Annotated in this window: 22 protein-coding genes and 1 pseudogene; 13 read left to right on the top strand and 10 right to left on the bottom strand. The window is 65.4% G+C overall.

Translation table 11 applies throughout. The annotated features are described in order from the left end of the window. Positions 1 to 149 precede the first annotated feature (149 nt). A complete protein-coding gene (locus tag ACP26O_RS18705) occupies positions 150 to 2,360 on the bottom strand; it encodes a xanthine dehydrogenase family protein molybdopterin-binding subunit (RefSeq protein WP_175663505.1) in 2,211 nt (736 codons plus the stop codon). Between the two features lie 2 nt (positions 2,361 to 2,362). Beyond that, complete coding sequence (locus ACP26O_RS18700; protein WP_012366480.1) at positions 2,363 to 2,824, bottom strand: (2Fe-2S)-binding protein; 462 nt, start codon at positions 2,822 to 2,824, stop codon at positions 2,363 to 2,365. A 181-nt stretch (positions 2,825 to 3,005) separates the two neighbouring features. Between ACP26O_RS18700 and ACP26O_RS18695 the strand changes: the two genes are divergently transcribed. After that, positions 3,006 to 3,932, top strand: a complete 927-nt coding sequence (locus ACP26O_RS18695; protein WP_011659200.1) for an AraC family transcriptional regulator — start codon at positions 3,006 to 3,008, stop codon at positions 3,930 to 3,932. A 1,006-nt stretch (positions 3,933 to 4,938) separates the two neighbouring features. Continuing rightward, the gene (locus tag ACP26O_RS18690; RefSeq protein ID WP_244098971.1) at positions 4,939 to 6,312 is read left to right on the top strand and encodes a sigma-54 dependent transcriptional regulator; all 1,374 of its coding nucleotides are present in this window, start codon (positions 4,939 to 4,941) and stop codon (positions 6,310 to 6,312) included. A gap of 309 nt (positions 6,313 to 6,621) precedes the next feature. Here ACP26O_RS18690 and ACP26O_RS18685 read toward each other — a convergent pair whose 3' ends face one another. Then, on the bottom strand, positions 6,622 to 7,113 hold the full coding sequence (locus ACP26O_RS18685) for a hypothetical protein (protein WP_175663507.1): 492 nt from the start codon (positions 7,111 to 7,113) through the stop codon (positions 6,622 to 6,624). A 359-nt stretch (positions 7,114 to 7,472) separates the two neighbouring features. On the opposite strand from ACP26O_RS18685, the gene ACP26O_RS18680 reads away from it, so the two are divergent. Next, positions 7,473 to 8,150 carry a response regulator transcription factor gene (locus ACP26O_RS18680; protein WP_011659196.1) on the top strand — a complete coding sequence of 226 codons (678 nt, stop codon included), beginning with the start codon at positions 7,473 to 7,475 and terminating at the stop codon, positions 8,148 to 8,150. 329 nt (positions 8,151 to 8,479) lie between these two features. On the opposite strand, the gene ACP26O_RS18675 is transcribed toward ACP26O_RS18680, so the two are convergent. Beyond that, positions 8,480 to 10,033, bottom strand: coding sequence for a methyl-accepting chemotaxis protein (locus ACP26O_RS18675; protein ID WP_165753470.1), 1,554 nt, complete (start codon positions 10,031 to 10,033; stop codon positions 8,480 to 8,482). Between the two features lie 258 nt (positions 10,034 to 10,291). Here ACP26O_RS18675 and panE point away from each other — a divergent pair, with 258 nt between their 5' ends. From panE to ACP26O_RS18635, 8 genes are all read left to right on the top strand, one after another. Beyond that, entirely contained in the window at positions 10,292 to 11,239 is a 948-nt protein-coding gene (gene panE, locus ACP26O_RS18670) for a 2-dehydropantoate 2-reductase (RefSeq protein WP_175663508.1), read from the top strand. Positions 11,240 to 11,489: 250 nt separating this feature from the next. Then, positions 11,490 to 12,449, top strand: coding sequence for an AraC family transcriptional regulator (locus ACP26O_RS18665; protein ID WP_175658958.1), 960 nt, complete (start codon positions 11,490 to 11,492; stop codon positions 12,447 to 12,449). A gap of 116 nt (positions 12,450 to 12,565) precedes the next feature. After that, a complete protein-coding gene (locus tag ACP26O_RS18660) occupies positions 12,566 to 13,519 on the top strand; it encodes a substrate-binding domain-containing protein (RefSeq protein WP_126225711.1) in 954 nt (317 codons plus the stop codon). Positions 13,520 to 13,581: 62 nt separating this feature from the next. Then, entirely contained in the window at positions 13,582 to 15,102 is a 1,521-nt protein-coding gene (locus tag ACP26O_RS18655; RefSeq protein WP_175663509.1) for a sugar ABC transporter ATP-binding protein, read from the top strand. Next, entirely contained in the window at positions 15,089 to 16,096 is a 1,008-nt protein-coding gene (locus tag ACP26O_RS18650) for an ABC transporter permease (RefSeq protein ID WP_126225709.1), read from the top strand. Before ACP26O_RS18655 ends, ACP26O_RS18650 begins: the two co-directional genes overlap by 14 nt. Before the next feature lie 49 nt (positions 16,097 to 16,145). Further along, entirely contained in the window at positions 16,146 to 17,234 is a 1,089-nt protein-coding gene (locus ACP26O_RS18645; protein WP_175663510.1) for an alcohol dehydrogenase catalytic domain-containing protein, read from the top strand. Between the two features lie 13 nt (positions 17,235 to 17,247). Next, the gene (locus tag ACP26O_RS18640; RefSeq protein WP_175663511.1) at positions 17,248 to 18,795 is read left to right on the top strand and encodes an FGGY-family carbohydrate kinase; all 1,548 of its coding nucleotides are present in this window, start codon (positions 17,248 to 17,250) and stop codon (positions 18,793 to 18,795) included. Then, on the top strand, positions 18,792 to 19,550 hold the full coding sequence (locus ACP26O_RS18635) for an SDR family oxidoreductase (protein ID WP_175701128.1): 759 nt from the start codon (positions 18,792 to 18,794) through the stop codon (positions 19,548 to 19,550). The genes ACP26O_RS18640 and ACP26O_RS18635 overlap by 4 nt, the downstream gene beginning before the upstream one ends. A gap of 131 nt (positions 19,551 to 19,681) precedes the next feature. On the opposite strand, the gene ACP26O_RS18630 is transcribed toward ACP26O_RS18635, so the two are convergent. The 5 genes and pseudogenes from ACP26O_RS18630 to ACP26O_RS18610 all read right to left on the bottom strand — a co-directional run. Then, complete coding sequence (locus ACP26O_RS18630) at positions 19,682 to 19,825, bottom strand: hypothetical protein (protein ID WP_006752960.1); 144 nt, start codon at positions 19,823 to 19,825, stop codon at positions 19,682 to 19,684. Positions 19,826 to 20,026: 201 nt separating this feature from the next. Continuing rightward, entirely contained in the window at positions 20,027 to 20,611 is a 585-nt protein-coding gene (locus ACP26O_RS18625; protein ID WP_105830427.1) for a nucleotidyltransferase family protein, read from the bottom strand. Between the two features lie 374 nt (positions 20,612 to 20,985). Then, positions 20,986 to 21,381, bottom strand: coding sequence for a type II toxin-antitoxin system VapC family toxin (locus tag ACP26O_RS18620; protein ID WP_012366464.1), 396 nt, complete (start codon positions 21,379 to 21,381; stop codon positions 20,986 to 20,988). Next, positions 21,378 to 21,617 carry a type II toxin-antitoxin system Phd/YefM family antitoxin gene (locus ACP26O_RS18615; RefSeq protein ID WP_011659184.1) on the bottom strand — a complete coding sequence of 80 codons (240 nt, stop codon included), beginning with the start codon at positions 21,615 to 21,617 and terminating at the stop codon, positions 21,378 to 21,380. The genes ACP26O_RS18620 and ACP26O_RS18615 overlap by 4 nt, the downstream gene beginning before the upstream one ends. 99 nt (positions 21,618 to 21,716) lie before the next feature. Continuing rightward, positions 21,717 to 21,821, bottom strand: a pseudogene (locus ACP26O_RS18610) (PKHD-type hydroxylase); the annotation flags it as partial. A gap of 204 nt (positions 21,822 to 22,025) precedes the next feature. Here ACP26O_RS18610 and ACP26O_RS18605 point away from each other — a divergent pair. Beyond that, a complete protein-coding gene (locus ACP26O_RS18605) occupies positions 22,026 to 22,271 on the top strand; it encodes a hypothetical protein (protein ID WP_175663513.1) in 246 nt (81 codons plus the stop codon). Positions 22,272 to 22,381: 110 nt separating this feature from the next. Further along, positions 22,382 to 22,714 carry a PAAR domain-containing protein gene (locus ACP26O_RS18600; protein WP_175701129.1) on the top strand — a complete coding sequence of 111 codons (333 nt, stop codon included), beginning with the start codon at positions 22,382 to 22,384 and terminating at the stop codon, positions 22,712 to 22,714. A 246-nt stretch (positions 22,715 to 22,960) separates the two neighbouring features. Here ACP26O_RS18600 and ACP26O_RS18595 read toward each other — a convergent pair whose 3' ends face one another. Next, positions 22,961 to 23,962: a hypothetical protein gene (locus ACP26O_RS18595; RefSeq protein WP_175663517.1), complete on the bottom strand. Its 1,002-nt coding sequence runs from the start codon at positions 23,960 to 23,962 to the stop codon at positions 22,961 to 22,963. Positions 23,963 to 24,560: the final 598 nt, after the last annotated feature.

Raw genomic sequence — 24,560 nt, 5'->3', positions numbered from 1 at the left:
TTTTGTTCCCGAAGCTTTGGCCGGAGGTCGAACAGGAATGAGCGATCCCGGGCGATCGCGTCGCGGGCGGCGGGCTGCGGGCGGCAGCGCGGCATAAAAAAACCGGCCGCGCGACGTTCCCGTCGCACGGCCGGCGTTTCACCCGCCCGTCAAGCCTTCGCGCTATCGCCCGAGTCGAACGGCAGCACGTAATGCCGCTTGCCGGTCGCCGCGAAGATCGCGTTGGCGACCGCCGGCCCGATCGGCGCCACACCCGGCTCGCCGACGCCGGTCGGCGCTTCCGCCGACGGCACGATATGCACCTCGACCTTCGGCATCTCCGCCATCCGCAGCACGTGGTAGCCGTCGAAGTTGCGCTGCTCGACGTGGCCGTCCTTCAGCGTGATCGCGCTGTGCAGCGCCGCGCCGAGCCCGAAGCCGATGCCGCCTTCCATCTGCGCGGCGACGATGTCCGGGTTGATCGCGATCCCGCAGTCGACCGCGCACACCACGCGCTCGACCTTCACCTTGCCGTCGGCGTCCACCGACACCTCGGCCACCTGCGCGACATAGCTCTTGAACGCCTCGGCCACCGCGATCCCGCGCCCGCGGCCCTTCGGCAGCGGTTTCGCCGGATCCCAGCCGGCCTTCTGCGCGGCCAGCTCGAGCACGGCGCGCATCCGCGGCTCCTTCGCGAGCAGGTCGCGGCGGAACAGGTACGGATCCTTGCCCGCCGCGTGTGCGGCTTCGTCGACGAACGCCTCGACCGCATACGCGGTGTGCGAGCTGCCGACCACGCGCCACCACAGCACGGGCAGGCCGACCTTGGTGGTGGTGAGCTCGACCGACACGTTCGGTACCGCGTACGGCAGGTTCGCCGCGCCCTCGACCGACGTCGCGTCGATCCCGTTCTTCACCATGAACGCCTCGAACGGCGTGCCGGCGAGGATCGACTGGCCGACGATCCGGTGGCGCCAGCCGACCAGCTTGCCGTCCTTCGTCAGCCCTGCATCGAGCTTGTGGAAGTACATCGGGCGATAGAAGCCGCCCTGGATGTCGTCCTCGCGCGTCCACTGCAGCTTGACCGGCTTGCCGTCTGCGCCGAGCGCCTTCGCGACCGACACGGCCTCGACCACATAGTCCGACCACGCGTTCGCGCGCCGGCCGAAGCTGCCGCCCGCGTACAGCGTGTGGATCCGCACCTGCTCGGGCTTCAGGCCCGCGACCTTGGCGGCATTGCCCTGGTCGACCGTCTGGAACTGGTCGCCGGCCCAGATCTCGCAGCTGCTCGCCGTCAGCTTGACGACCGCATCGAGCGGCTCCATCGGCGCATGGGCCAGATACGGGAACTCGTAGGTCGCGCTGATCTTGCGCGCGGCGCCCGCGATCGCCGCGTCGGCATCGCCGTCCTTGCGCGCCGACGCGCCGGGCTTCGCGGCGAGCTGCCGGTATTCGCGCATGATCTCGTCCGAGCCGCGCTTCTCGGCGTTCGCTTCGTCCCATTCGACCTTCAGCGCGTCGCGGCCCTGTTTTGCGGCCCAGAAGCCGGTCGCGACGACCGCGACGCCGCTAGGCACCTGCACGACCGAAACCACGCCCGGCACGGCCTTCGCGGCCGTCGCGTCGAACGACTTGACCGTCGCGCCGAAGCGCGGCGGGCGCTGCAGCAGCGCGACGCGCATGCCGGGGAAGGTGGTGTCGAGCGTGAATTGCGCGGTGCCGTTCGATTTGGCCGACCCGTCGACGCGCGGAATGCGATGGCCGATCAGCTTGAAGTCGGCCGGCTGCTTCAGCGTGACCTTGTCGGGCACCGGCAGTTTCGATGCATCGGCGACCAGCGTGCCGTACGCGGCCGTCTTGCCGCTCTTCGCATGCGTGACGACGCCGTTGGCGGTGGTCAGCTCGCCGGCCGGCACCTTCCAGCGGGCCGCCGCGGCCGACACGAGCATCGCGCGCGCCTTGCCGCCCGCTTCGCGCAACTGCTGCCACGAGTTCGACATGGCCGAGCTGCCGCCCGTGCCCTGCATCGTGCCGAACGCGAGGTTCGCATAGCGCTTCGCATCGGCCGGCGCGCTTTCGACGCGCACGCTCGACCAGTCGGCGTCGAGCTCCTCGGCGACGATCGTCGCGATGCCCGTATACGCGCCCTGGCCCATTTCGACGTGCTTGGCGATCACGGTGACCTTGCCGTCGGGCGTGATGCGCAGGAATGCGTTCGGCGCGAAGTCGGCGGCGGGCGCCGTCGCGGCGAGCGCGCGGCGGCCGAGGCCGGCCCATTCGAAGCCGATCGTCAGGCTGACGGCGGCCGCAGCGCCCGCGGCCTTCAGAAAGGTGCGGCGCGACGGTCGCACCGAATCGGGGTTGTCGAGTTCGATCGTCATGGTCAGGCTCCCAGCGTCGCTGCGGCGTCGTGGATCGCGGCCCGGATGCGGGCGTAGGTCGCACAGCGGCAGAGGTTGCCGTTCATCGCGGCGTCGATGTCCGCGTCGGTCGGCTTCGGATTCTGTTCGAGCAACGCGGTGGCCGACATGATTTGGCCGGACTGGCAATAACCGCACTGCGGCACCTGCAGCTTCACCCAGGCGGCCTGCACGGCCTGCGCGGGCTTGCTCTGCACGCCTTCGATCGTCGTGACGTGCTTGCCCGCGACGCCGGCGAGCGGCAGCACGCACGAGCGCACGGCCTGGCCTTCCAGGTGGACCGTGCAGGCGCCGCATTGCGCCATGCCGCAGCCGAACTTCGTGCCGGTCAACCCCGCGTGCTCGCGGATCGCCCAGAGGACGGGCATCGACGGATCGGCATCGAGCGTGACACTCTTGCCGTTCAGGACAAACGTGGTGGGCATATTTTTGTCTCCGTGGGGAAAACCCGGCATGAGCCGGATCAGGTGGCAGTGTGCGCGAACGGTCGGTTTTTACGTCTACCCAATCCTGCAAATTTATTGAACAATCCTGCAAATCCCCGGCGCGGCGGCAAGCGATTCGCTATGCTCCCGCGATCCAGGGAAATGAAGTGAGGAATCCGTCATGGACATGACCGATATCGCGGCGTCGCGCGAATCCGGACGGCGCGAACTGGCGTCGCTGATCGGCCGTTTCGCGCCGGCGGACGGCTCCCACTCGACCGCGGTGCCGGCGCTGATGCTGCACCGGCATGCGCATCCGGTCGATCTCGGCTGCGGCGTGTCGCGCGCCGCGCTCGTGATCGCCGCGCAGGGCGCGAAGCGCGTGATCGTGGCCGGCCAGACGTACGAATACGACACGCAGAACTGCCTGATTACGTCGATCGACTTGCCGATTCTCTCGCGCGTCACGCGGGCATCGCCGGACGCGCCGTATCTCTGCATGTCACTGACGCTCGATCTGCAGCGCATCGTCGAACTCGCGGCCGAGATGCGGCTGCCGGAGCCCGAGGCGGGCCCCGAAGGCGAGGGCATCGCGCTCGCCGAGCTGACGCCGCCGCTGCTCGATGCCGCGCTGCGGCTGCTGCGGCTGCTCGATACGCCGGCCGATATTCCGGTGGTCGCGCCGCTGATCGAGAAGGAACTGCTGTACCGGCTGATGACGAGCGGGCAGGGCACGCGGCTGCGGCACATGGCCGTCGCGGGCAGCCAGACGCACCGGATCGCGCGCGCGATCGAGTGGATTCGCGATCACTACGCGGAGCCGATGCGCGTCGATACGCTCGCGCAGGCGGTCAATATGAGCGTGTCGTCGCTGCACCATCATTTCAAGCACGTGACCACGCTGAGCCCGCTGCAGTACCAGAAGCAGCTGCGGCTGCACGAGGCGCGGCGGCTGTTGCTGCGACAGGGCGGCGACGTCGGTTCGGTGGCCGCGGCAGTCGGCTACGAAAGCGCGTCGCAATTCAGCCGCGAATACAGCCGGCTGTTCGGCGCACCGCCGATGCGCGACGTCGTGCATCTGCGCAAGACGGAGTTGCTCGGCACGTAGCCGGCGGCGTCGATTATTGCGGTGGCGGCGAGCCCGAGTCCCTGCGGGTCGCGCACGAACTTCGGTTTCACGCGTGTATCCCGCAGGTGCGCGGACGGACCCATGCGGCAACTGCCGGCCGGAAACGGGCCAGATGCAGGCCGACCGCTCGAGGCGCGCAAAAAGATCGCGCAATGACGGACCTTCCGCGTAGATCGCGCGTGGTACGACCAGGTTTCTGCAATGGTAGCCGCGACCGATATCACTTCGGAAATGTTTGTCGCGCGTATCGCACGCCCTCGTTTTTTCGATATGCAGACGGTTTGCCGGAGCCGAGGCGCAAGCCCCCGACGGTTGTCGCGATACATTCCTGAAACAAAACAGGCGATTCCCGACGATAGGTCAAGCCTCGCGGACGGTATGCGACGCGCAACCGTCGATGGAATCACGCATGGCATGCCGCTTGCGATATTGGATGTACCGGCGAGCGGTCGATCCGATGCAGCAAGGATGGCGCGTGGCCAACTCGTCAATAGGCACTCGGGGACACGATGATGAAGACCAGAAGCCATGACGTGATCCGCGCATTCCTTGCGCACCCTTGGAGCAGCCGCGCAGCGTGTCGTACGACTCGCGATGCAGTGCCTGCGTCGCGGGGTCGTCGCCGCCGTTTTCCCGGCATCCGCGCGTTGCGCGTGCTGGAACGCCTGTCGTTCCGCACGACGACCTGTGGACCGCGGTGCGCGCCTTCATCCGGATGGGCCACGCTGTTCGTGCCGGTCAGTTTGACGCCGATCCCGCTTCGGTCGTGCAGGGCCGTATCGATTGCGCCGGACACATACCGGCGCTGGCTGGACTAGCTCGAACGCCGTCTATTCGCGCATTTTCGGTCGTTGAAGCGGCTGCCGTATGCCGGCATGCCACGGGAGTGAATGTCGAAAACGATTGATCCGGGAAGGCGAGTGCCGTGAACCATTACTGCCCGATCAGACTGTCCGGCCCGCACGACGGCGAACGGGCCGCATGCATGCCGCCGTTCGTCCCGGGCCGGCGTCCCCCTGCCGCGCTCACGCGCCCGCTCGTCTATCTGTCGCAGCATCCCGATGCGTGGCTCGTCGACTGTCTCGCATCGCGCGGCTGGAACGTATGGCGGGCGAAATCCGTTGCGGACGCACTCAATCTCGTGAAGGCGAACCGCCTGCATGCGGGCATCGTCGATTTCGACGGCTTCGCGTCACCCGACGTCGCGTCGTTCGAGGCGCTGCTGCGCGATCCGCGTATCGGCTGGGTCGCGCTCGCCGACGACGAGCGGCTGCGTGACGCCACCGTCGCGCGCCTGATCCGCCAGTGCTGCTTCGACTACGTGGGCAATGCGACCGCCTGCAGGACGATCGGCTATCTCGTCGGCCATGCGTACGGAATGCTGAAACTGGTGGACAGCGAAAAACCGGCCGTCGATGCCGCGCCGCCGGGCGGGGCGATGATCGGCGCATGCGGCGCGATGCGCCGGCTGTTCGCGACGATCCGCAAGGTCGCGAACACCGAGGCCGCCGTGTTCATCGCCGGCGAATCCGGGACCGGCAAGGAGTTGACCGCGGCGGCGATTCACCAGCATTCGTCGCGCGTCGACGCGCCGTTCATCGCCGTGAATTGCGCGGCCATCCCGTCGACGCTGCTGCAGGCCGAGCTGTTCGGCCATGAACGCGGCGCGTTCACCGGCGCGCACCAGCGCAAGATCGGCCGCATCGAGGCCGCGCACGGCGGCACGCTGTTTCTCGACGAAATCGGCGACATGCCGTTCGAGAGCCAGACGAGCCTGCTGCGGTTCCTGCAGGAGGGCAAGATCGAGCGGCTGGGCGGGCGCGTGTCGATTCCGGTGGACGTGCGGATCGTGTCCGCGACCCATGTCGATCTCGAGGCCGCGGTGCAGGCGGGGCGGTTCCGTGCGGACCTGTATTACCGCCTGTGCGTGCTGCGCATCGACGAACCGCCGCTGCGCGCGCGCGGCCGCGACATCATGCTGCTCGCCGATCATGTGCTGCGGCGCTATCGCGACGACGGCGCGCACCGGATTCGCGGCTTCACGCCATGCGCGATCGAGGCGATCCACAATCATGCGTGGCCGGGCAACGTGCGCGAACTGATCAACCGGATCCGCTTCGCGGTCGTGATGACGAACGGCCCGCTGATCTCGGCCGTCGATCTCGAGCTGAGCCAGTACACGTCGCACCGGCCGCCGACGCTCGCCGAGGCGCGCCGGCAGGCCGAGCGCCGCACGATCGAGGAAACGCTGTTGCGGCATCGGCACCAGCATGCCGACGTCGCGGCGGAATTGGGGATTTCGCGCGCGACGCTGTACCGCCTGATGATCGCGCACGGGCTGCATAGCCTGCATGGTTGATGCGGGTTGGGCCCGGTCCGGGGCGGCGCGGTGCGGCGTCGCGCGGCCGTAGGCTCTCTAGCTTATCGCCCGCTACCTCATCGGCGCGCTAGCACGTCGGCTCGCTAAGCCCGTCGGGTCGCCCGCCCGTCAGCCCGTCAGCCCGTCAGCCCGTCAGCCCGTCAGCCCACCAGCCCACCAGCCCACCAGCCCACCAGCCCACCAGCCCACCAGCCCACCAGCCCATCAGCTCGACAGCCCGGCAGCCCCTCAGTCCCTCAGCCCATCAGCCCATCAGCCCATCAGCCCATCAGCGCCCGTCCGTGCGCATCAAGCCGGCCGTTCGAAGCCCGATTCGACCCAACGCGCGGCGCTGGCCTTGTTGAGCTTGAACCCGGCGGACACCTTCGTGTCGGCCAGCAGCTCGCCGTACGGGTCGAATGCCTTCAGTTGCGCATACGGCTCGAACTCGTCCGGCACGATGTCGAGCGTCACCGACACATCCTGCCCGTCGTCGCCCTGGACCGTCACCTCCTTGTGCAGCATCGCGCGGCGCTGCTGCTCGTGACGCATCAGCACCTCGGTCGCGGTCTTCACCAGCGTGCGGAACGCGTTCGCGTCCATCGGCTTCGGGTTCTTCTTGTCGCGGCCCATCGTCCACGGGCCGACCAGCGCGGGCTCGGCTTCGCCGTCCTTGATCATCTCGACGGCCCAGCCGTCGTCGTCCTCGTTCTTGATGATGCGGGCGGTCCAGCCGTTGTCGTGCCAGAGGCCGTCCTGGTGGATGGCGGTGTCGTCGGATTGCAGATCGGATTCGGTCATGGAGGAAGCGCGGCGAACGGGCGGGCGCGCGGCCGGGAGCGGCGCGCTGCCCGCGGCCGGTCGCCCGGAGTGGCATGCAAAGGCCGCAATTTTACCCTGCGGGCCGTCCGTGCGGCCCGCGCCGCCCGCAATGTCGGCCATTCGGCCGACTCAGCCTGCCGCCGAATGGCCGGACCGACGCAAATATCAAACTCGTATTACGTTCCCGCAGGCCAATCTATACAGCGTCCGATATCCCGGCCGCGCGCCGCTTCCTAGAATGACGTTCGAGATAAAAATATCTCGCACGTCATTCAACGCCGATTCGACCGCGCACGCATTCCGCGTCGCGCGGCCCGGCGAACCTTCTGGAATTGCGCATGGGGAAATTCAGTATTCGCACTGTTTTCGCGTACGACTGGCCGCTGACGCTCGCGGGCATGGAGCATATTGCCGGCGACGCGTGCGCGATCGATCTCGTCGGCGTCTCCCGGACCCCGGACGAACTGGTCGACGCGCTCGGCCGCATCGACTGCGACATCGTGCTGGTCGACTATGCGATCGGCCAGGACGCGCGGATGGACGGCCTCGCGCTGTTCGACTGGCTGCGCCGCTCGCGCCCGAACGTCGGCATCGTCGCGCTGGTCGGGAACGAGAATCCGGTGATTTTCCGCTCGATTCTCGCGCAAGGCGGCGCGAGCCTCGTCAGCAAGTTCGACGATGTCGGCCATATCGTCACCGCGATCCATTCGAGCTACAGCGGCGGGCGTTACCTGTCGCCGCTCGTGCGGCGCGCGCTCGAGGCGCTCGCCGAACACGACCAGCCACCGGTGAAGCTGTCGACGCGCGAAATCGAGGTGATTCGCCTCTATCTGGCCGGCGTGCCGATCAAGACGATCGCGCAGCGGTTGAACAAGGGGAAGCAGACGGTCAGCGCGCAGAAGATCAGCGCGATGAAGAAACTCGGCGTGACCAACGACATCGAGCTGGTCCAGCGGGCGGCCGGGCTGGGGTTCGGCGGCGGCGGGGGCGCGAGCCAGCCGGTCGGCGCGGGGTAAGCGCGAAAGCGGTGCGGGCCGGGCAGGGCCGGCACCGCGGGGGCGCCAGGCCGTCAGGGGGAACCGCTGGGAATCGCCGGAACCCGCGGAATCGCCCGGAACGGCCGGAACCGCCGGAACCGCTGGAATCGCCGGAATCGCTGGAATCGCTGGAATCGACCGAATCGACCGAATCGACCGAATCGACCGAATCGACCGAATCGACCGAATCGACCGAATCGACCGAATCGACCGAATCGACGGAATCGACCGAATCGACGGAACCGCCGAAATCGCCGAAATCGCCGAAATCGCCGAAATCGCCCCGATTCCGCCCGCTTCCACCCCCCTCAGGCCGGCAATGCGAATCGCGTGACCGCGTCGCGCAGCGCTTCGGCCTGGTCGCGCAGCGAATGCGCGGCGGCCGCGGCCTGCTCGACGAGCGCCGCGTTCTGCTGCGTGACCTGGTCCATCTCGCCCACCGCGCGGTTGACCTGCTCGATCCCCGCGCTCTGCTCGCGCGACGCATGGCTGATCTCGTCGAGGATTTCGTTCACGCGCCGCACCGACTGCACGATCTCAGCCATCGTCTCGCCCGCGTGCGTGACCAGCGTCGCGCCATGCTCGACGGTTTCGTTCGACGACACGATCAGCGACTTGATCTCCTTCGCGGCCGTCGCCGAGCGTTGCGCGAGCGAGCGCACCTCGGCGGCGACCACCGCGAAGCCGCGGCCCTGTTCACCGGCGCGCGCCGCCTCGACGGCCGCGTTCAGCGCGAGGATGTTGGTCTGGAACGCGATCCCGTCGATCACGCCGATGATGTCGCCGATCTTGTGCGAGCGGTCGGTGATTTCGTTCATCGTGCGCACGACATTGTCGACGACCTCGCTGCCGCGCGACGCGACTTGCGCGGCCTGGCCGGCAAGCGTCGCGGCCTGCGCGGCGCTGTCCGCGTTCTGCTTCACGTTCGCGGTCATCTGGTCCATGCTCGACGCGGTCTGCACCAGCGCGGCTGCCTGCTCCTCGGTGCGCTGCGACAGGTCGGTGTTGCCCGACGCGATCTCGCCCGCGCCGACGTTGATGTTCTCCGTGCCCATCCGCACGCGCGACACCATGTCGATCAACCCGCTCTGCATCGTATGCAGTGCATGCATCAGGCTGCCGCGGTCGTCACGTTTGACGTTCACGCGCGCGGTCAGGTCGCCCTGGGCGATACGCTGCGCGGCGTCGAGCGCGACCTCGAGCTCGCCGCCGAGGTTCGCGCGCACGCTTTTCAGCACCATCACCATCACGACGGTCGCGATTGCGCCGAGCACGGCCGTCATCGCGAGCCAGCGGCCGACGCTCGCGAGCACCGCCGAACGCACGTCGTCCATGTACATGCCGGTCACGAGATACCAGTCCCACGGCGCGAAGCGCTGCACCGCGCTGGTCTTGTCCTGCGGCTTGTCGGCGCCCGGCTTCGGCCACAGATACTCGACGAAGCCCTTGCCGCCTTCCGCGTTGCCGGCCTTCACGATCTCGACGAACAGGTGCTTGCCGTTCGGATCCGCGAAATTCGACACGTCCTTGCCGTTGAGTTCGGCCTTGATCGGATGCATCACGATCACCGGCTTCGAGTCGTTGACCGAGATATAGCCGTCGGTGCCGTGGCGCATCGCGGCGATCGCCTCGAGCGCCTTCTGCTTCGCGTCGGCCTCCGGCAACGCGTTCTGTTGCGACAGCTTGTAGTAGTGGTCGGTCACGCTCGTCGCCTGCGCGACCAGCGACGCCAGCTGGTCGCGGCGGTCCGTGATCATCGACGCGCGTGTCTGCCACGCGCCGATGCCGGCGATCACGAGCAGGCCGAGCCACAGAATGACGATCATCGAGGCGAGTTTCTGATTCAGGGAAAGGGTGCGCATGGGTAAGTGAGGTCGGTCGATCGAACAAGCGCGCCGTAACGGCGTGACGGGATAAGTCTTTGACGGCACGCCACGCGCATGACCGTAGGCGGGAAATCCCTTAGAAACGGCAACCGCTCGATACCAGCGAGCGCGGTGCGGTCATCTATGCATATACATATTCCCCGTCGCTATACTGTCGGGCGATGACGGTGGCGTGTCGTGCCCGGATGGTCGGGCGGAGCGGCGGCGTCGAACGAACCTGAAAGGAGGCAACGGATGCGAATTCTGGTAGTGGGCGCCGGCGCGGTCGGCGGATACTTCGGCGGCCGGCTCGCGGCGGCGGGGCGCGACGTGACGTTCCTGGTGCGCGACGGCCGCGCGGCCGCGCTCGCGCGCGACGGGCTCGTGATCCGCAGCCCGCGCGGCGACCTGACGCTCGCGAACGTGCAGACGGTGCGCGCGGGCGATACGGCCGCGCCGTTCGACCTGGTGCTGCTGAGCTGCAAGGCCTACAGCCTCGACGATGCGATCGCGTCGTTCGCGCCGTTCGTCGGGCCGTCGACGCTGATCCTGCCGATGCTCAACGGGATGCGCCATCTCGACGTGCTGCGCGACCGGTTTGGTGCCGCGCAGGTGCTGGGCGGGCTGTGCGTGATCGCGGCGACGCTCGATCGCGAGCAGCGGATCGTGCATCTGAACGATACGCACGGGCTGTCGTTCGGCGAACTCGCCGGCGGCGAATCGGCGCGGGTGCGCGCGCTGGCCGACGTGCTCGGCGGCGCGGGCTTCGATGCGACGCTCAGCGACGACATCGCCGCACGGATGTGGGACAAGTGGGTGTTCCTCGCGACGCTCGCGGCGAGCACGTCGCTGTTTCGCGGGTCGGTCGGCGACATTCTCGCCGCGCCGGACGGCCGCCGTCTGCTCGAGACTATGCTCGACGAATGCAGCGCGATCGCCGCGCACAACAGTTACCGGCCCGATCCGGCCGCGATCGAGCGGATGCAGCGGATGGTGCTGACGCCATCGCCGCTGACCGCGTCGATGCTGCGCGATGTCGAGAACCGCGCGCGGGTCGAAGCCGACCACGTGATCGGCGACCTGCTCGCGCGCCGTGACCCGCAGGCGGCGGATGCGTTGTCGCTGCTGCGCATCGCCTACAACCACCTGAAGACGTACGAAGTGCGCGTCGCACGGGAAAGCGCGGCTGCGTCGTCGCGGTAGCCGTCCGGGGGCGAGCCGCGTTGCCGGATACGATCGGCGGCCGTTCGTTGCGGCCGCCGGCCCGCGCGCATTCCGCGCTGCACAATTTTGCTATCCGGCGTCGTTTCCACCCGCAAACCGCAAAAAAGTATCGAAAATCAGGCGTAAAGTTGGTGGAGCCGCGCGCGCGATCGACCTACATTGCTTTCCATGCGACCGGTCGCGATGCAGAACGGCCCGGCCAGCGACACATGGGAATGGAGACGCCAGGATGATGCACCCCGATCTGGAAGTGGTCGAAGTGCGACGCGACGAGTCGTTCAAGGTCTGGTCGCATGGCTATCCGTATCGCACGATCCGCTGGCATTTTCATCCCGAATTCGAGCTGCATCTGATCGTCGCGACGCGCGGCAAGTATTTCGTCGGCGACCATATCGGCTCGTTCGGCCCGGGCCATCTCGTGCTGCTCGGCCCGAACCTGCCGCACAACTGGGTCAGCGACATGGCGGAAGGCGAAACCGTCGAGCGCCGCAATCTGGTAATCCAGTTCGATCCGTCGTTCGTGCGCCGCTGCATGGACGCGTTTCCCGAATGCCGCGACGCGCAGGCGCTGCTCGACGACGCGCGGCGTGGCGTTGGCTTCGATGACGCCACGAGCGCGGCGATCGCGCCGCTGTTCGACGAGCTGCTGGGCGCGCGCGGCATGCGCCGCATCGCGCTGTTCATGACGATCCTCGAGCGGTTGTGCGGCGCGGCGCAACGCACGCTGCTCGCGAGCCCGGCCTACGACCAGGCGCACGTGACGCCCACGCGGCTCAGCCACGCGCTGTCGTACATCGGCAAGAACCTCGCGTCGGAGCTGCGCGAATCGGATCTCGCGCAATTGACCGGGCAGAGCGTCAGCGCGTTCTCGCGCGCGTTCCACCGTCATACGGGCATGCCGTTCGTCCAGTACGTGAACCGCCTGCGCATCGAATCCGCGTGCCAGATGCTGCTCGCCGACGACGCGAACATCACCGACATCTGCTTCCAGGCCGGCTTCAACAACGTGTCCAACTTCAACCGCCAGTTCCGCGCGGTGAAGGGGATGGCGCCGTCCGAGTTTCGCGCGCTCCAGCGCCTGAACGCGCGCAGCCGCGAACTCGCGCTGCACGCCGCGCCCACCGGCAACCCGATGCCGCCGCGCGTGGTGACGCCCATCGCGCCCGGGCTCGTACCGCAGCCCGGATGATCGCCGGGCGCTCGCCCGACCTTTTCTCGCCGTTTTACCCAGCCGATCGCGCCGTTCGCGTCGCGAGGGGCTTGCTTACCCACGAAAAAGCTGCACACACAACCGGAGACACCGTCATGACGCACGCATCGCCTACCGCATTGCCCGCTTCTTCCCCGCGCCGCGGCGCCCGCCTCGCGGCCCTCATCACGCTCGCCGTCGCGGCCGTGCTGCCGGCCGTCGCGCACGCCGCGCCGCTGCGCATCGGCATGACGTTCCAGGAGCTGAACAATCCGTATTTCGTGACAATGCAGAAGGCGCTGAACGATGCGGCCGCGTCGATCGGCGCGCAGGTCGTCGTCACCGACGCGCATCACGACGTCAGCAAGCAGGTGAGCGACGTCGAGGACATGCTGCAGAAGAAGATCGACATCCTGCTCGTGAACCCGACCGACTCGACCGGCATCCAGTCCGCGATCACGCAGGCGAAGAAGGCCGGCGCGGTGGTCGTGGCCGTCGATGCGAACGCGAACGGCCCGGTCGATTCGTTCGTCGGCTCGAAGAACTACGACGCGGGCGTGATGTCGTGCGAATACCTCGCGAAGGCGATCGGCGGCAGCGGCGAGGTGGCGATCCTCGACGGCATTCCGGTCGTGCCGATTCTCGAACGCGTGCGCGGCTGCAAGGCCGGGCTCGCCAAATTCCCGAACGTGAAGCTCGTCGACACGCAGAACGGCAAGCAGGAGCGCGCGACCGCGTTGTCGGTGACCGAGAACATGATCTCCGCGCATCCGAACCTGAAAGGCATCTTCAGCGTGAACGACGGCGGCTCGATGGGCGCGCTCGCCGCGATCGAGGGTTCCGGCAAGGACATCAAGCTGACGAGCGTCGACGGCGCGCCTGAAGCGATCGCCGCGATCCAGAAGCCGAACTCGAAGTTCATCGAGACGACCGCGCAGTTTCCGGCCGACCAGGTGCGCATCGCGCTCGGCATCGCGATCGCGCGCAAGTGGGGGGCGACGGTGCCGAAGGCGATTCCGGTCGACGTGAAGGTCGTCGATCGCGGCAACGCGAAGGGGTTCAGCTGGTGAGCGACGAGCGACGCGACGCGAAGGGCGATGGCCTGGCCGCTGCCCTTCGCACGGAGAAGCCGATGGACACGATACTCAGGCTCAGCCACATCACGAAAAGCTTTCCGGGCGTGAAGGCGCTGTCGGACATTCATCTCGAGATCGCGCGCGGCGAGATTCACGCGCTGCTCGGCGAGAACGGCGCCGGCAAGTCGACGCTGATGAAGATCCTCTGCGGGATCTATCAACCGGACACGGGCACGATCGAGATCGACGGCACCGCGCGGCATTTCACGAATTATCACGACGCGGTCGCGGCCGGTGTCGGCATCGTGTTCCAGGAATTCAGCCTGATTCCGCACCTCGATGCCGTCGACAACCTGTTCCTCGGTCGTGAGCTGCGTACCCGCTGGGGCGTGCGCGACCGCGCGCGGATGCGCCGCGCGGCGGCCGGCATCTTCGCGCGGCTCGGCGTGTCGATCGATCTCGATGCGCCGCTGCGCACGCTGTCGGTCGCGCAGCAGCAGTTTGTCGAGATCGGCAAGGCGCTGTCGCTCGATGCGCGCATCCTGATCCTCGACGAGCCGACCGCCACGCTCACGCCGGCCGAGGCCGAACACCTGTTCGCGATCATGCGCGAACTGAAGCGGCAGGGTGTCGCGATGATCTTCATCTCGCATCATCTCGACGAAATCTTCGCCGTGTGCGATCGCATCACGGTGTTGCGCGATGGCCAGTATGTCGCGACGACCGACGTCGCGCGCACGGACGTCGAGCAGCTGGTCCGGATGATGGTCGGGCGGCGCATCGAGAGCAGCTTTCCGCCGAAGCCGGTGCGGGCTGTCGATGCGCCGGCCGTGCTCGAAGTCGACGCGCTGCAGATCGAACGCGACGGCCCGGTGAACCGTTTCGCGCTGCATGCGGGCGAGATCCTCGGTTTCGCCGGCTTAGTCGGCTCGGGCCGCACCGAGACCGCGCTCGCGGTGATCGGTGCGACGCGCGCGCATCGCAAGACGGTACGCGTGCGCGGCACGCCGGCGAAGCTTGCCGATCCGGCCGACGCGCTGCGTGCGGGCATCGGTCTCCTGCCGGAAAGCCGCAAGACGGAAGGGCTCGTCACGTCGTTTTCGATTCGCGACAACATCTCGCTGAACAACCTCGGCAAGTATCGATCGATGCGCTGGCTGATCGACCACCGCGGCGAGGCCCGCACGACGCACGACGTGATGCGGCGCGTCGGCGTGAAGGCGCCGTCGATCCATACCGAGGTGGCCACGCTGTCCGGCGGCAATCAGCAGAAGGTCGTGATCGCGCGCTGGCTGAACCATCACGCGAGCGTGCTGATCTTCGACGAGCCGACGCGCGGCATCGACGTCGGCGCCAAAGCGGAAATCTACGGGCTGATGCGCGAACTCACCGCGCGCGGCTACGCCATCATCATGATCTCGTCCGAACTGCCGGAGATCGTCGGCATGTGCGATCGCGTCGCCGTGTTCCGGCAGGGCCGCATCGAGGCGACGCTCGAAGGCGACGAGATCGATCCCGACACGGTCATGACCCATGCCACGGCCGGCACGCGAGGAGCGACCCATGAACCTGCCTGAATCTTCTTCCACGCCTTCCACGACGCTTGCGGCGGCTGCCGTCGATGCGCCGCCGCCGCGCGCGATGTGGACGCAGCTGCGGCGCTCGACGCTGTTCTATCCGCTCGTCGGGCTGATCGTCGTGTGCATCGCGATGATGATCGCGAGCCCGAGCTTCCTGTCGGCGGCGAACCTGGAAAACGTGCTGCGCCAGGTGTCGATCAACGCGATCATCGCCGTTGGCATGACCTGCGTGATCCTCACGGGCGGGATCGACCTGTCGGTCGGCTCGGTGATGGCGTTGTCCGGGACGCTCGCGGCCGGGCTGATGGTAGCGGGCGTCAACGCTGTCGCCGCGCTCGCGATCGGTATCGCGGTGGGCTTCGGGTTCGGCTTCCTGAACGGCGTGTTCGTCGCGTTCGCGGGGATGCCGCCGATCATCGTCACGCTCGCGACGATGGGCATCGCGCGCGGCCTCGCGCTCATCTATACGGGCGGCTATCCGATCGACGGGCTGCCCGACTGGGTCGCGTTCTTCGGCAGCGGCAAGGTGCTCGGTATCCAGGCGCCCGTGCTGATCATGCTGATCGTCTATGCGATCGCGTGGCTGCTGCTCGATCGGATGCCGTTCGGCCGCTATGTGTATGCGATCGGCGGCAACGAGCAGGCGACGCGGCTGACCGGCGTGCGCGTCGCGCGCGTGAAGCTGATCGTTTACACGCTGGCCGGGCTCACGTCCGCGCTCGCCGCGATCGTGCTGACCGGGCGCCTGATGAGCGGCCAGCCGAACGCGGGCGTGGGCTTCGAGCTCGATGCGATCGCGGCCGTCGTGATGGGCGGCACGTCGATCTCCGGCGGGCGCGGCGCGATTCTCGGCACGCTCGTCGGCGCGCTGCTGCTCGGCGTGCTCAACAACGGACTGAACATGATCGGCGTGAACCCGTATGTGCAGAACGTGATCAAGGGCGGAATCATCCTGCTCGCGATCTATATCAGCCGCGAACGATCGCGGTAACCAGCTATTCATCAGAAATCCGAATCATCACTAACGGAAGAGACAACTCATGACGACACCCGAAGCCCAGCCGCGCATGACCGCGGTGGTTTGCCACGGCCCCGAGGATTACCGCGTCGAACAGGTCGCGAAGCCGCATGCGGGCGCGAACGAACTCGTGATCCGCATCGCCGCGTGCGGGATCTGCGCGAGCGACTGCAAGTGCTATACCGGCGCGAAGATGTTCTGGGGCGGCCCGAACCCTTGGGTGAAGGCGCCTGTGATTCCCGGCCATGAATTCTTCGGCTACGTGGAAGCGCTCGGCGACGGCGCCGCGGAGCATTTCGGCGTCGCGGCGGGCGACCGCGTGATCGCCGAGCAGATCGTGCCGTGCGGCAAGTGCCGCTACTGCAAGTCGGGCCAGTACTGGATGTGCGAGGTGCACAACATCTTCGGTTTCCAGCGCGAAGTCGCCGACGGCGGGATGGCCGAGTACATGCGCATTCCACCGACCGCGATCGTCCACAAGATACCGCTCGGCGTGTCGCTCGAGGATGCCGCGATCATCGAGCCGCTGTCGTGCGCGATCCATACCGTGAACCGCGGCGACCTCCAGCTCGACGATGTCGTCGTGATCGCTGGCGCAGGCCCGCTCGGACTGATGATGACGCAGGTCGCGCACCTGAAGACGCCGAAGAAGCTCGTCGTGATCGACCTGCTCGACGAACGGCTCGACCTTGCGCGGCAATACGGCGCCGACGTGACGATCAACCCGACGCGCGACGATGCGCGCGAGATCGTCCGCGCGCTGACCAACGGCTACGGCTGCGACGTGTACATCGAGACGACCGGTGCGCCGGTCGGCGTGAACCAGGGGCTGGAACTGATCCGCAAGCTCGGCCGCTTCGTCGAATTCAGCGTGTTCGGCGAGGACACGACCGTCGACTGGTCGATCATCGGCGATCGCAAGGAGCTCGACGTGCGCGGCGCGCACCTGGGGCCGTACTGTTATCCGATCGCGATCGACCTGCTCGCGCGCGGGCTCGTCACGTCGAAAGGGATCGTCACGCACGGCTTCGCGCTGGAGGACTGGGACGACGCGATCCGCGTCGCGAAGTCGCCCGAATCGATCAAGGTGCTGCTGAAGCCGGCCCGTTGAAGGCGGAGACATCATGGAATACGTCATAGGCGTCGACATTGGCACGCAGAGCACCAAGGCGCTGCTTGTCGACCGGCACGGCACGATCGTCGCGCGGCGCTCGGCCGGCTACCAGCCCGACACGCCGCGCCCGCTGTGGGCCGAGCAGTGGCCGCAGGTGTGGTTCGACGCTGTGCTCGACTGCATCGCGGGCTGCGTGAGCGACGCGCGCGCGCACGGCGTGCCGGCCGATGCGATCCGCGCCGTGTGCGTGAGCAGCCTGTACGGCGGTTCCGGCGTGCCGGTCGACAGCGACATGCGGCCGCTCCATCCGTGCCTGATCTGGATGGACCGGCGCGCGACCGCGGAAGTCGACTGGGTGAACGCCAACGTGAACGTCGAGCGGCTGCGCGTGATCACGGGCAACGGCGTCGACAGCTACTACGGGTTCACCAAGATGCTGTGGCTGCGCGAACAGCGCCCGGACGTGTGGGCGAACGTGCGCTACTTCCTGCCGCCGAATGCCTACGTGATCTACCTGCTGACCGGCGAGGTCGCGGTCGATCACAGTTCGGCCGGCAACATTGGCGGCGTGTATGACGTCGCGCGCCGCGAGTGGTCCGACGACGCGCTCGACATGCTCGGCATCCCGGCGACGATGATGCCCGAGCGGCTCGTCCAGTCGACCGATATCGTCGGCGGGCTGCTGTCGCAATGGACGGAGCAGCTCGGCTTGCCGGCCGGCACGCCGGTCGTCGCGGGCGGTGTCGACGCGGCCGTCGCGATTTTCGCGGCCGGCGCGACGCGCGGCGGGCAGCATGTCGCGATGATCGGTACGAGCATGTGCTGGGGCTACGTGAACCGGCACGTCGATGCGCGACACGGGCTCGTCAGCATGCCGCACGTGTTCAACGGGCAGCGCGACCTGTACGTGTTCGGTGGCGCGATCACGGCCGGCGCGTCGGTCGCGTGGTTTCGCGACCAGTTCTGCCATGCGGAGATCGATGCGGCGAGGTTGTTGCCGCACGGCGATCCGCACGTGCTGCTCGAGCAGGCGGCCGAGAGCGTGCCGCCCGGCGCGGATGGCGTGCTGTTCCTGCCGTACCTGATGGGCGAACGCAGCCCCGTGTGGGATGCGCAGGCGAGCGGTGCGTTCGTCGGGCTGAGTCTCGCGCATACGCGTGCGCACCTGTATCGCGCCGTGCTCGAAGGCGTCGCGTTCGCGCTGCGGCACAACATCGAGGCCGGCCGGCGCGGCACGGTGGCGCTCGACGACCGGTTGATCGTCGTCGGCGGGGCCGCGCATTCGGCGCTGTGGATGCAGATCATCGCGGACGTGACAGGTTTTCCGGTATGGACGATCGAGCAGGACGTCGAAGCCGCGATGGGTGCGGCGCTGCTCGCGGGCGTCGGGGTGGGGCTCGTGTCGCACGACGACGCGCAGGGCGGCTGGGTCACGCTCGTCGAACGCGCACGGCCCGATGCGGCGCGCGCGAATGCGTATGCGGCGCGTTTCGCGCTCTATACGGCGCTGTATCCGGCACTCAAACCGATCATGCACGAGCTGCGCACGTCATCATGAAGACGCGATTCGATTTCAGCGGTTCAAGGGTGCTCGTCACCGGCGCATCGAGCGGGATCGGGCGCGCATGCGCGGTTGCGCTGGCGCATGCCGGCGCACGGGTCGTCGCGGCGGGGCGCGATGCGGCCGCGCTCGACGTGCTGGCGGGCGAAATTGCCTGCGAGACCTTGCGCGTCGATATCGGCGGCGATGAACAGGCGATCGATGCGGCGCTTGCCGCGTACGACGCGTTCGATGCGCTCGTCAATTGCGCGGGCATCGCATCGCTCGAGCTGGCGCTCGAGGTCAGCGCCGAGCACTTCGATCGCGTGATGGCCGTCAATGCGCGTGGCGCGGCGCTCGTCGCACGGGCCGTCGCGCGGAAGATGATCGCGCGCGACGGGCGTGGCGCCGTGTGTGCGCGGGGCAGCATCGTCAACGTATCGAGCCAGGCCGCGCTCGTCGGCTTGCCTGAGCATCTGAGCTATTGCGCGTCGAAGGCGGCGCTTGACGCGATTACGCGTGTGCTGTGCATCGAACTCGGCGCGCACGGGATTCGTGTGAACAGTGTGAACCCGACCGTCACGCTCACGCCGATGGCGCAATTCGCATGGAGCGAACCGGAAAAGCGCGCGCCGATGCTCGCGGCGATTCCGCTCGGGCGCTTCGCGGAGCCGGACGAGGTGGTCGAGCCGATCCTGTTCCTGCTGAGCGACGCGGCGTCGATGATTAGCGGGGTGTCGCTGGCGATCGATGGGGGGTATACGGCGCGGTAGCACGTGCTCGGGCGACGATGCGCGACAAAGGGTTGCCGTTCGTCGTCGCGATGTCGTCGCACGTCGTCGCGCATGCCGGCACAGGCCGCATGACATGATGCGGCCGAATGCGCTGCGCGGGTCGATGCCGGCTAAACGGGATCCTTGCTCGGCGGCCCGTCGGGCTGCTGCGGGTTGTCGTGCGGATGTCCCGGCGGCGGTGGCGACAGCGGGTCGTCTTCCGGATCGCGGTTCGGATCGGCCGGGGGCTCGGGCATCGGGGTCGTGTGGTCCATGGAACGCTCGTGCAATGCGTGACGACGGTGGCGCGGCGGGCGCGCCTCGTCTTCGTTATAGGCAATCGGGCGAGCGTTTGCAGCGGGATTCTCGCGGCGGCATCCCGATTGCCGGCGATAGTCGAGTGTCTGCAGATATCGCGCCCGGATCTCGCGGTGGCACGTATGGGCAATGCACTGCGCGGCCGGCGCGCGTCTGTATCAGCGCAGATCCGCCGGCGTATCGACGTCGCGCAGGATGCCGGGATCGTCGACGTCGAGCAGGTTCACCGGCGCGCTGGCGAACAGCGCACGGGCGCCCGTATCGCCGTCGAGCGCGGCGAGTGCATCGTAATGGTGCGCGGCGAAACCGACCGGATGGCCGCGCATGCCGCGATGCATGGGGGCGACGATCGACGCGTCGTCGGCGTCGAGCGCGCGCGTGAGCATTTCGTAGGTGGACGACGCGATCCACGGCATATCGGCGAGCGCGACCAGCCAGCCGGTCGCTTCGGGTGTCGTGCGGACACCGACCGCGAGGCTCGCGCCCATGCCGCGCATCGCGTCGGGCGCGTAGACGACCTGGCAGCCGGCTTCGTTCAGCAGAATCGCGAGTTTTTCGGCGCCGGGGCGCACGACGGCGATCACGTCGGCCGTGGCAGCGGCGAGACGACGGGCGGCCGCGACCGCAACCGGCGTGCCGTCGGGAAGCAGCGCGAGCAGCTTGCTGTGCAGACCGCTTGGGTCGAAGCGTTGACCGAGACCGCCGGCGAGCAGGACGCCGGTGGCGAGTGACGCATAGGACATCGGCGCGGGGAGGAGGAAGGCAGGTGGGCCGATTGTGCGGGAGCGGGCGGGGATCGGCAAGTGCCGATGTTACCGACAACGTGCGCATTGTCGCCGGAAAGAATGTCCTTGGGCTGTTTCGTCGAGCAGTTTGCTCGACAGGGCCGGATAAGGCGAAGGCGAGCGATTCGCTTTGCATCACGACGCAATGGCGGTCGTAGCGCTGCCAATGCCACCCTTCGCATGGGCAATGCGTGAAACAGGTATGGGGCGGCGCGTTGATCGATAGTGGACGGTTTCGCGCGAGCGTCGCGATCGGTTCGGTCAGACGAATCGCTTGTCGACCGCAGACCGGCTCCGTCGGTGTCGTGATTCGGCCGACAGGTGGATGACGGTCACCAAAGCGTCTTCACGTGCGCATACGCACGAATCTTTTCGTCCCGGGTGACGAGCGGCGCGCCGAGCCGCCGCGCGGTGGCGACGATCATGCGGTCGGCCGGATCCTTGTGAAACGTGCCGGGCAGGGCGGTGGACTTCGCGGCGATGTCGGCATCGACGGGCACGAAGCGCATGCCGTCGATTTGCGCGACCGTCGCGAGCCACGCATCGACGTCCATCGTCAGCGCGAGGCGTTCGTTGCGCACGAGCATCGCGATTTCCCATGCGGAGATCGCGGAAGCCGCGAGCGCGCCCTCGCCGCGCGCGCGATCGATCGCGCTGCGGGCCTTCTTGCTGAGTGACGGATCGCCCGCCACCCACCACACCAATGCATGCGTATCCAGCACGATCACCGCGACGCCTCCCAATCATCTTCCGCAATCGGATCGAGAGGATTGTCGTAGCGCATGACCGAGCCGCGCAATATGTCCAATGGCTGGGCTTCGCGCGCGTGGTACGGCCGGATTTCGAGCGTCGGCTTGCCGTGGTCGGTGACGATGAGGCTTTCGCCCGACGCCTCGACGAGCCGGAAGTATTCGAGTGCGCGAGCCTTGAATTCGGATTTCGATACGGGAGCGTGCGGCATCATGATATGAGCATGGTCATTTGACGATGGTCATTTTAGATCGGCGTGGGGACTTGATGCAAGCGACGGGCGGGGCGCGATCGGCAGAGCGAACGCATCACCCTACGCATCCGCCCACTTCCGCAACAGGTTGTGATAAATCCCCGTCAACGAAATGACCACCGGATCCTTCGCGCCTTTCTTCGCAGACAGCGCCTGAATTTGCGTCAGTCATGGCAGTGGACCGCGGGAATGGTCGAAGCTTCGCCAGGGTCGCGAATACACAATCGTCCGCGAATTCGAGAACGAACGAATCAACGTCACGGCCGAGTGGTCTGGCGTAATCAAGAATGGAATGAACATTCCCAAGCAGCACTGGAAGCCTTTTGTCCTATCGGTGATGAACATCGTCACGGCTGATAGGGGCGCCCGATGGAGAAGCCGGTTTGGATTCCAGATCCGACAGCGTCTCGCGAGTTTCGCAGCGAACAAGAGCTGATCGACGCCTACGAGGACATTTTGGTCCGTTACGCGGGCTGCGAATGGCTGCCATTGTCGGACGGTCAGGGCGGCCGTCAGTTCGTCGAGCGCGGGAACATTCTGGTTCTACCGCCGCCCGATGCGGTCGACACACGCGGCACGGAGGAGGAAGTGGCCGATATCGCGGGGAGCTGGTAGTTCGGTCTTCGGCTGAATTGTCACATTTGGTTAAGTCATCATGGCCCTCTCGACAAATTCCCCGGTTCTTAGGTAATAGTCTGACAAATAGAAATTGAGAGGGCCACCAGTTGAAACGGAACTATCTCCTGGTTGGCGATCATTCGTCTACCGGCGGCACGGACGGCATTCCGACGACGGAATGTCTGGGGCGCGAGATGACCTACGTCGGCGCAAAGTTCGTCTGCCCGGCTTGCAAACAAATGGGCATCATCGTTGCCAACGGGCCGCGTTGGCCGGGCTCGATGATGGGGGTGCAGCCGGCCCTTGAGGGCGACCAGGTCGCTTGTAGGTGCAGTCCACTGCCGACAATGCTCGCATCGCAAGAGTCCATGTTTGTGTCGTTCGAGTCGGAAGCTTGGAGCAGCATGGGCTTCACTTCACGGGGGAGCAAAGAGCGCTAAATCCAGGCACACCGCAACCCTCTTAGGGCTTTTTTGCGACGTACGCCATCGACGAAGTTGTGTGCTTCGCCTTCCGCTAGCGCAGAGATCTGGGTGTGAGATTAAGTGGCATACGGATGCGCGCTGAAAAGCTGTTGACAGCTGTCTGACGAATAGGGTGGGTTTCGGCCCATCATCATTTTCCCGTCTTCACCGCCACGGCAGTCAACCATTGAGAGCACCGCATAGTCGAGAATTTTTGTAATGTTACACGTATGGATTTCGAGGGGCGTACGTTGCGGGATTCTCCAATGAAAATATGACGTTGCCTACGATATCATTCTCTACATTGACGTGACGTTCAAAGATGCTTCCGGCTTGATTTTTGAATTCATCAATCGTATCAATGTTTGATATCAATGCATTTGCTACGGCAGACTGGCAGCGGGCAGAGCTTAAAGAAATGACTCTTTCGTAAAGGCGTAAGTCTGCGAGTGGATAATCCACGCTCCGAAAGCCGGAGTGGACTGAGTTGTTTCGAAAAATTCGCATTTTATCGACAATATCTTGAAGTCGTTTTTTCCATTGTTTATGCTTTTCGTTGTTCGCTAGTCTGTGAAGAAGGTCGCGTGATATATCTCTAGAGTGGGTTCCACCCGGGAATCCTAAGAACAATAATAGCAAGCTTGTGATGTCGTCGTTTACATCTCGTTTGAATAGGGCTTCGATCGCAAACCATCGATACAATATACTGGCTTGGACGCTCTTTTCCCATTTTGCACTCCTGCTCCAGTGGAGGGAGCGCATGTATCTACTTGCTAGATCGGTATTTTGTTTTAATATCCATTGATTGAAGTTGAATTTATTAATGAACCCTTGTTGCACTAGAAATGAAAGTGATGGGTTAAATGTGTTCGACTGGATGGGGACGATTTCTCCAGAGTCTAGATTCTTTAAATACCCGCAGGATGTCGCGGAACAATGAGCGAGGGCGTGCTCCGCTGACAACAAATCTAGCACCGGGACAAATCGCTCATCGGCCAATTGTATGGCCTCGTCTGTCGTTTGGGCTGACACAATAGTACATATGCGGCTGGCGATTTCGAAATCAATTTTCGTTTTTGATGAGCTGGATGATGTGGTTATAGCCTCGGCTTCATCTTTTCGATCGCTTTTGGCGGAGCGTAGCTCTACGTCTCCATAGATTCCGGTGTCGGGTCGAACAATTCCTCCGCCATCTAATACCTTTGTCACGTAGAAATTGGTCATTTTTTTCTCGCAAAGATTTCAGGGTCGCGGTCAGTCTTGAAACCAAAATTTCCTTTAACATCCGGTCGAGGTGTGGTGTGTGATTAATGTTCTTGTAGTAGTTGTTGATGAATTGACTTGCTAGCTTATAGTCAGAGGCTGTCTCGACCGCTTGGACAAGTGTGTTTAATCCAAACGAATCTTTCAGTTCTATGTCTACTAATGCATTGGCGCAATTTAAAATATTATTCTTCGAATCGAATGCTAGGTAGTAAGCTAACTGCAGCGAGTAAATTGTTGCCAGATCAGCTCCGGCTTCGTAGAGATTTCTATCAAAATCTGCCACGTTATTGTCAAATCTTTTTATCGCTAAGAGATAGCCGAGTTTGTTTGTTTCAATAGATTTCGGGTCAATTTTTATCAGTTGATTGAAGTAAAATGAGGCTTCGAGTAAATGATCGTCATCTAGTAGTGATTTTATAAAATGTCTGACGGCTATTCGATTTCTTGGTCGATCGCGATAATGCTTCTCGATTGCATCCATTATGGTCCGCAAGGTGTAGTGTCTTGGTGGCGCGCCTAGGTGCCGATGACTTAGCAATTGCTCTATTGTCGGCCA

Source organism: Burkholderia sp. R-40 (genome assembly GCF_049942845.1).
GTDB classification, from domain to species: domain Bacteria; phylum Pseudomonadota; class Gammaproteobacteria; order Burkholderiales; family Burkholderiaceae; genus Burkholderia; species Burkholderia ambifaria.
Note: the sequence above shows the minus strand (reverse complement) of the source record. Positions and strands in the feature narration are given on the sequence as shown.

Excerpts from the sequence above, each read along its gene's own strand:
- ACP26O_RS18685 (WP_175663507.1), bottom strand. The coding sequence starts at position 7,113 with ATGACCGAATCCGATCTGCAATCCGACGACACCGCCATCCACCAGGAC.
- ACP26O_RS18635 (WP_175701128.1), top strand. The coding sequence starts at position 18,792 with ATGAAGACGCGATTCGATTTCAGCGGTTCAAGGGTGCTCGTCACCGGC.
- panE (WP_175663508.1), top strand. The coding sequence starts at position 10,292 with ATGCGAATTCTGGTAGTGGGCGCCGGCGCGGTCGGCGGATACTTCGGC.
- ACP26O_RS18695 (WP_011659200.1), top strand. The coding sequence starts at position 3,006 with ATGGACATGACCGATATCGCGGCGTCGCGCGAATCCGGACGGCGCGAA.
- ACP26O_RS18615 (WP_011659184.1), bottom strand. The coding sequence starts at position 21,617 with ATGATGCCGCACGCTCCCGTATCGAAATCCGAATTCAAGGCTCGCGCA.
- ACP26O_RS18665 (WP_175658958.1), top strand. The coding sequence starts at position 11,490 with ATGATGCACCCCGATCTGGAAGTGGTCGAAGTGCGACGCGACGAGTCG.
- ACP26O_RS18640 (WP_175663511.1), top strand. The coding sequence starts at position 17,248 with ATGGAATACGTCATAGGCGTCGACATTGGCACGCAGAGCACCAAGGCG.
- ACP26O_RS18645 (WP_175663510.1), top strand. The coding sequence starts at position 16,146 with ATGACGACACCCGAAGCCCAGCCGCGCATGACCGCGGTGGTTTGCCAC.
- ACP26O_RS18660 (WP_126225711.1), top strand. The coding sequence starts at position 12,566 with ATGACGCACGCATCGCCTACCGCATTGCCCGCTTCTTCCCCGCGCCGC.
- ACP26O_RS18705 (WP_175663505.1), bottom strand. The coding sequence starts at position 2,360 with ATGACGATCGAACTCGACAACCCCGATTCGGTGCGACCGTCGCGCCGC.
- ACP26O_RS18625 (WP_105830427.1), bottom strand. The coding sequence starts at position 20,611 with ATGTCCTATGCGTCACTCGCCACCGGCGTCCTGCTCGCCGGCGGTCTC.
- ACP26O_RS18630 (WP_006752960.1), bottom strand. The coding sequence starts at position 19,825 with ATGGACCACACGACCCCGATGCCCGAGCCCCCGGCCGATCCGAACCGC.
- ACP26O_RS18680 (WP_011659196.1), top strand. The coding sequence starts at position 7,473 with ATGGGGAAATTCAGTATTCGCACTGTTTTCGCGTACGACTGGCCGCTG.
- ACP26O_RS18650 (WP_126225709.1), top strand. The coding sequence starts at position 15,089 with ATGAACCTGCCTGAATCTTCTTCCACGCCTTCCACGACGCTTGCGGCG.
- ACP26O_RS18675 (WP_165753470.1), bottom strand. The coding sequence starts at position 10,033 with ATGCGCACCCTTTCCCTGAATCAGAAACTCGCCTCGATGATCGTCATT.
- ACP26O_RS18700 (WP_012366480.1), bottom strand. The coding sequence starts at position 2,824 with ATGCCCACCACGTTTGTCCTGAACGGCAAGAGTGTCACGCTCGATGCC.
- ACP26O_RS18595 (WP_175663517.1), bottom strand. The coding sequence starts at position 23,962 with ATGACCAATTTCTACGTGACAAAGGTATTAGATGGCGGAGGAATTGTT.
- ACP26O_RS18655 (WP_175663509.1), top strand. The coding sequence starts at position 13,582 with ATGGACACGATACTCAGGCTCAGCCACATCACGAAAAGCTTTCCGGGC.
- ACP26O_RS18690 (WP_244098971.1), top strand. The coding sequence starts at position 4,939 with ATGCCGCCGTTCGTCCCGGGCCGGCGTCCCCCTGCCGCGCTCACGCGC.
- ACP26O_RS18605 (WP_175663513.1), top strand. The coding sequence starts at position 22,026 with ATGGAGAAGCCGGTTTGGATTCCAGATCCGACAGCGTCTCGCGAGTTT.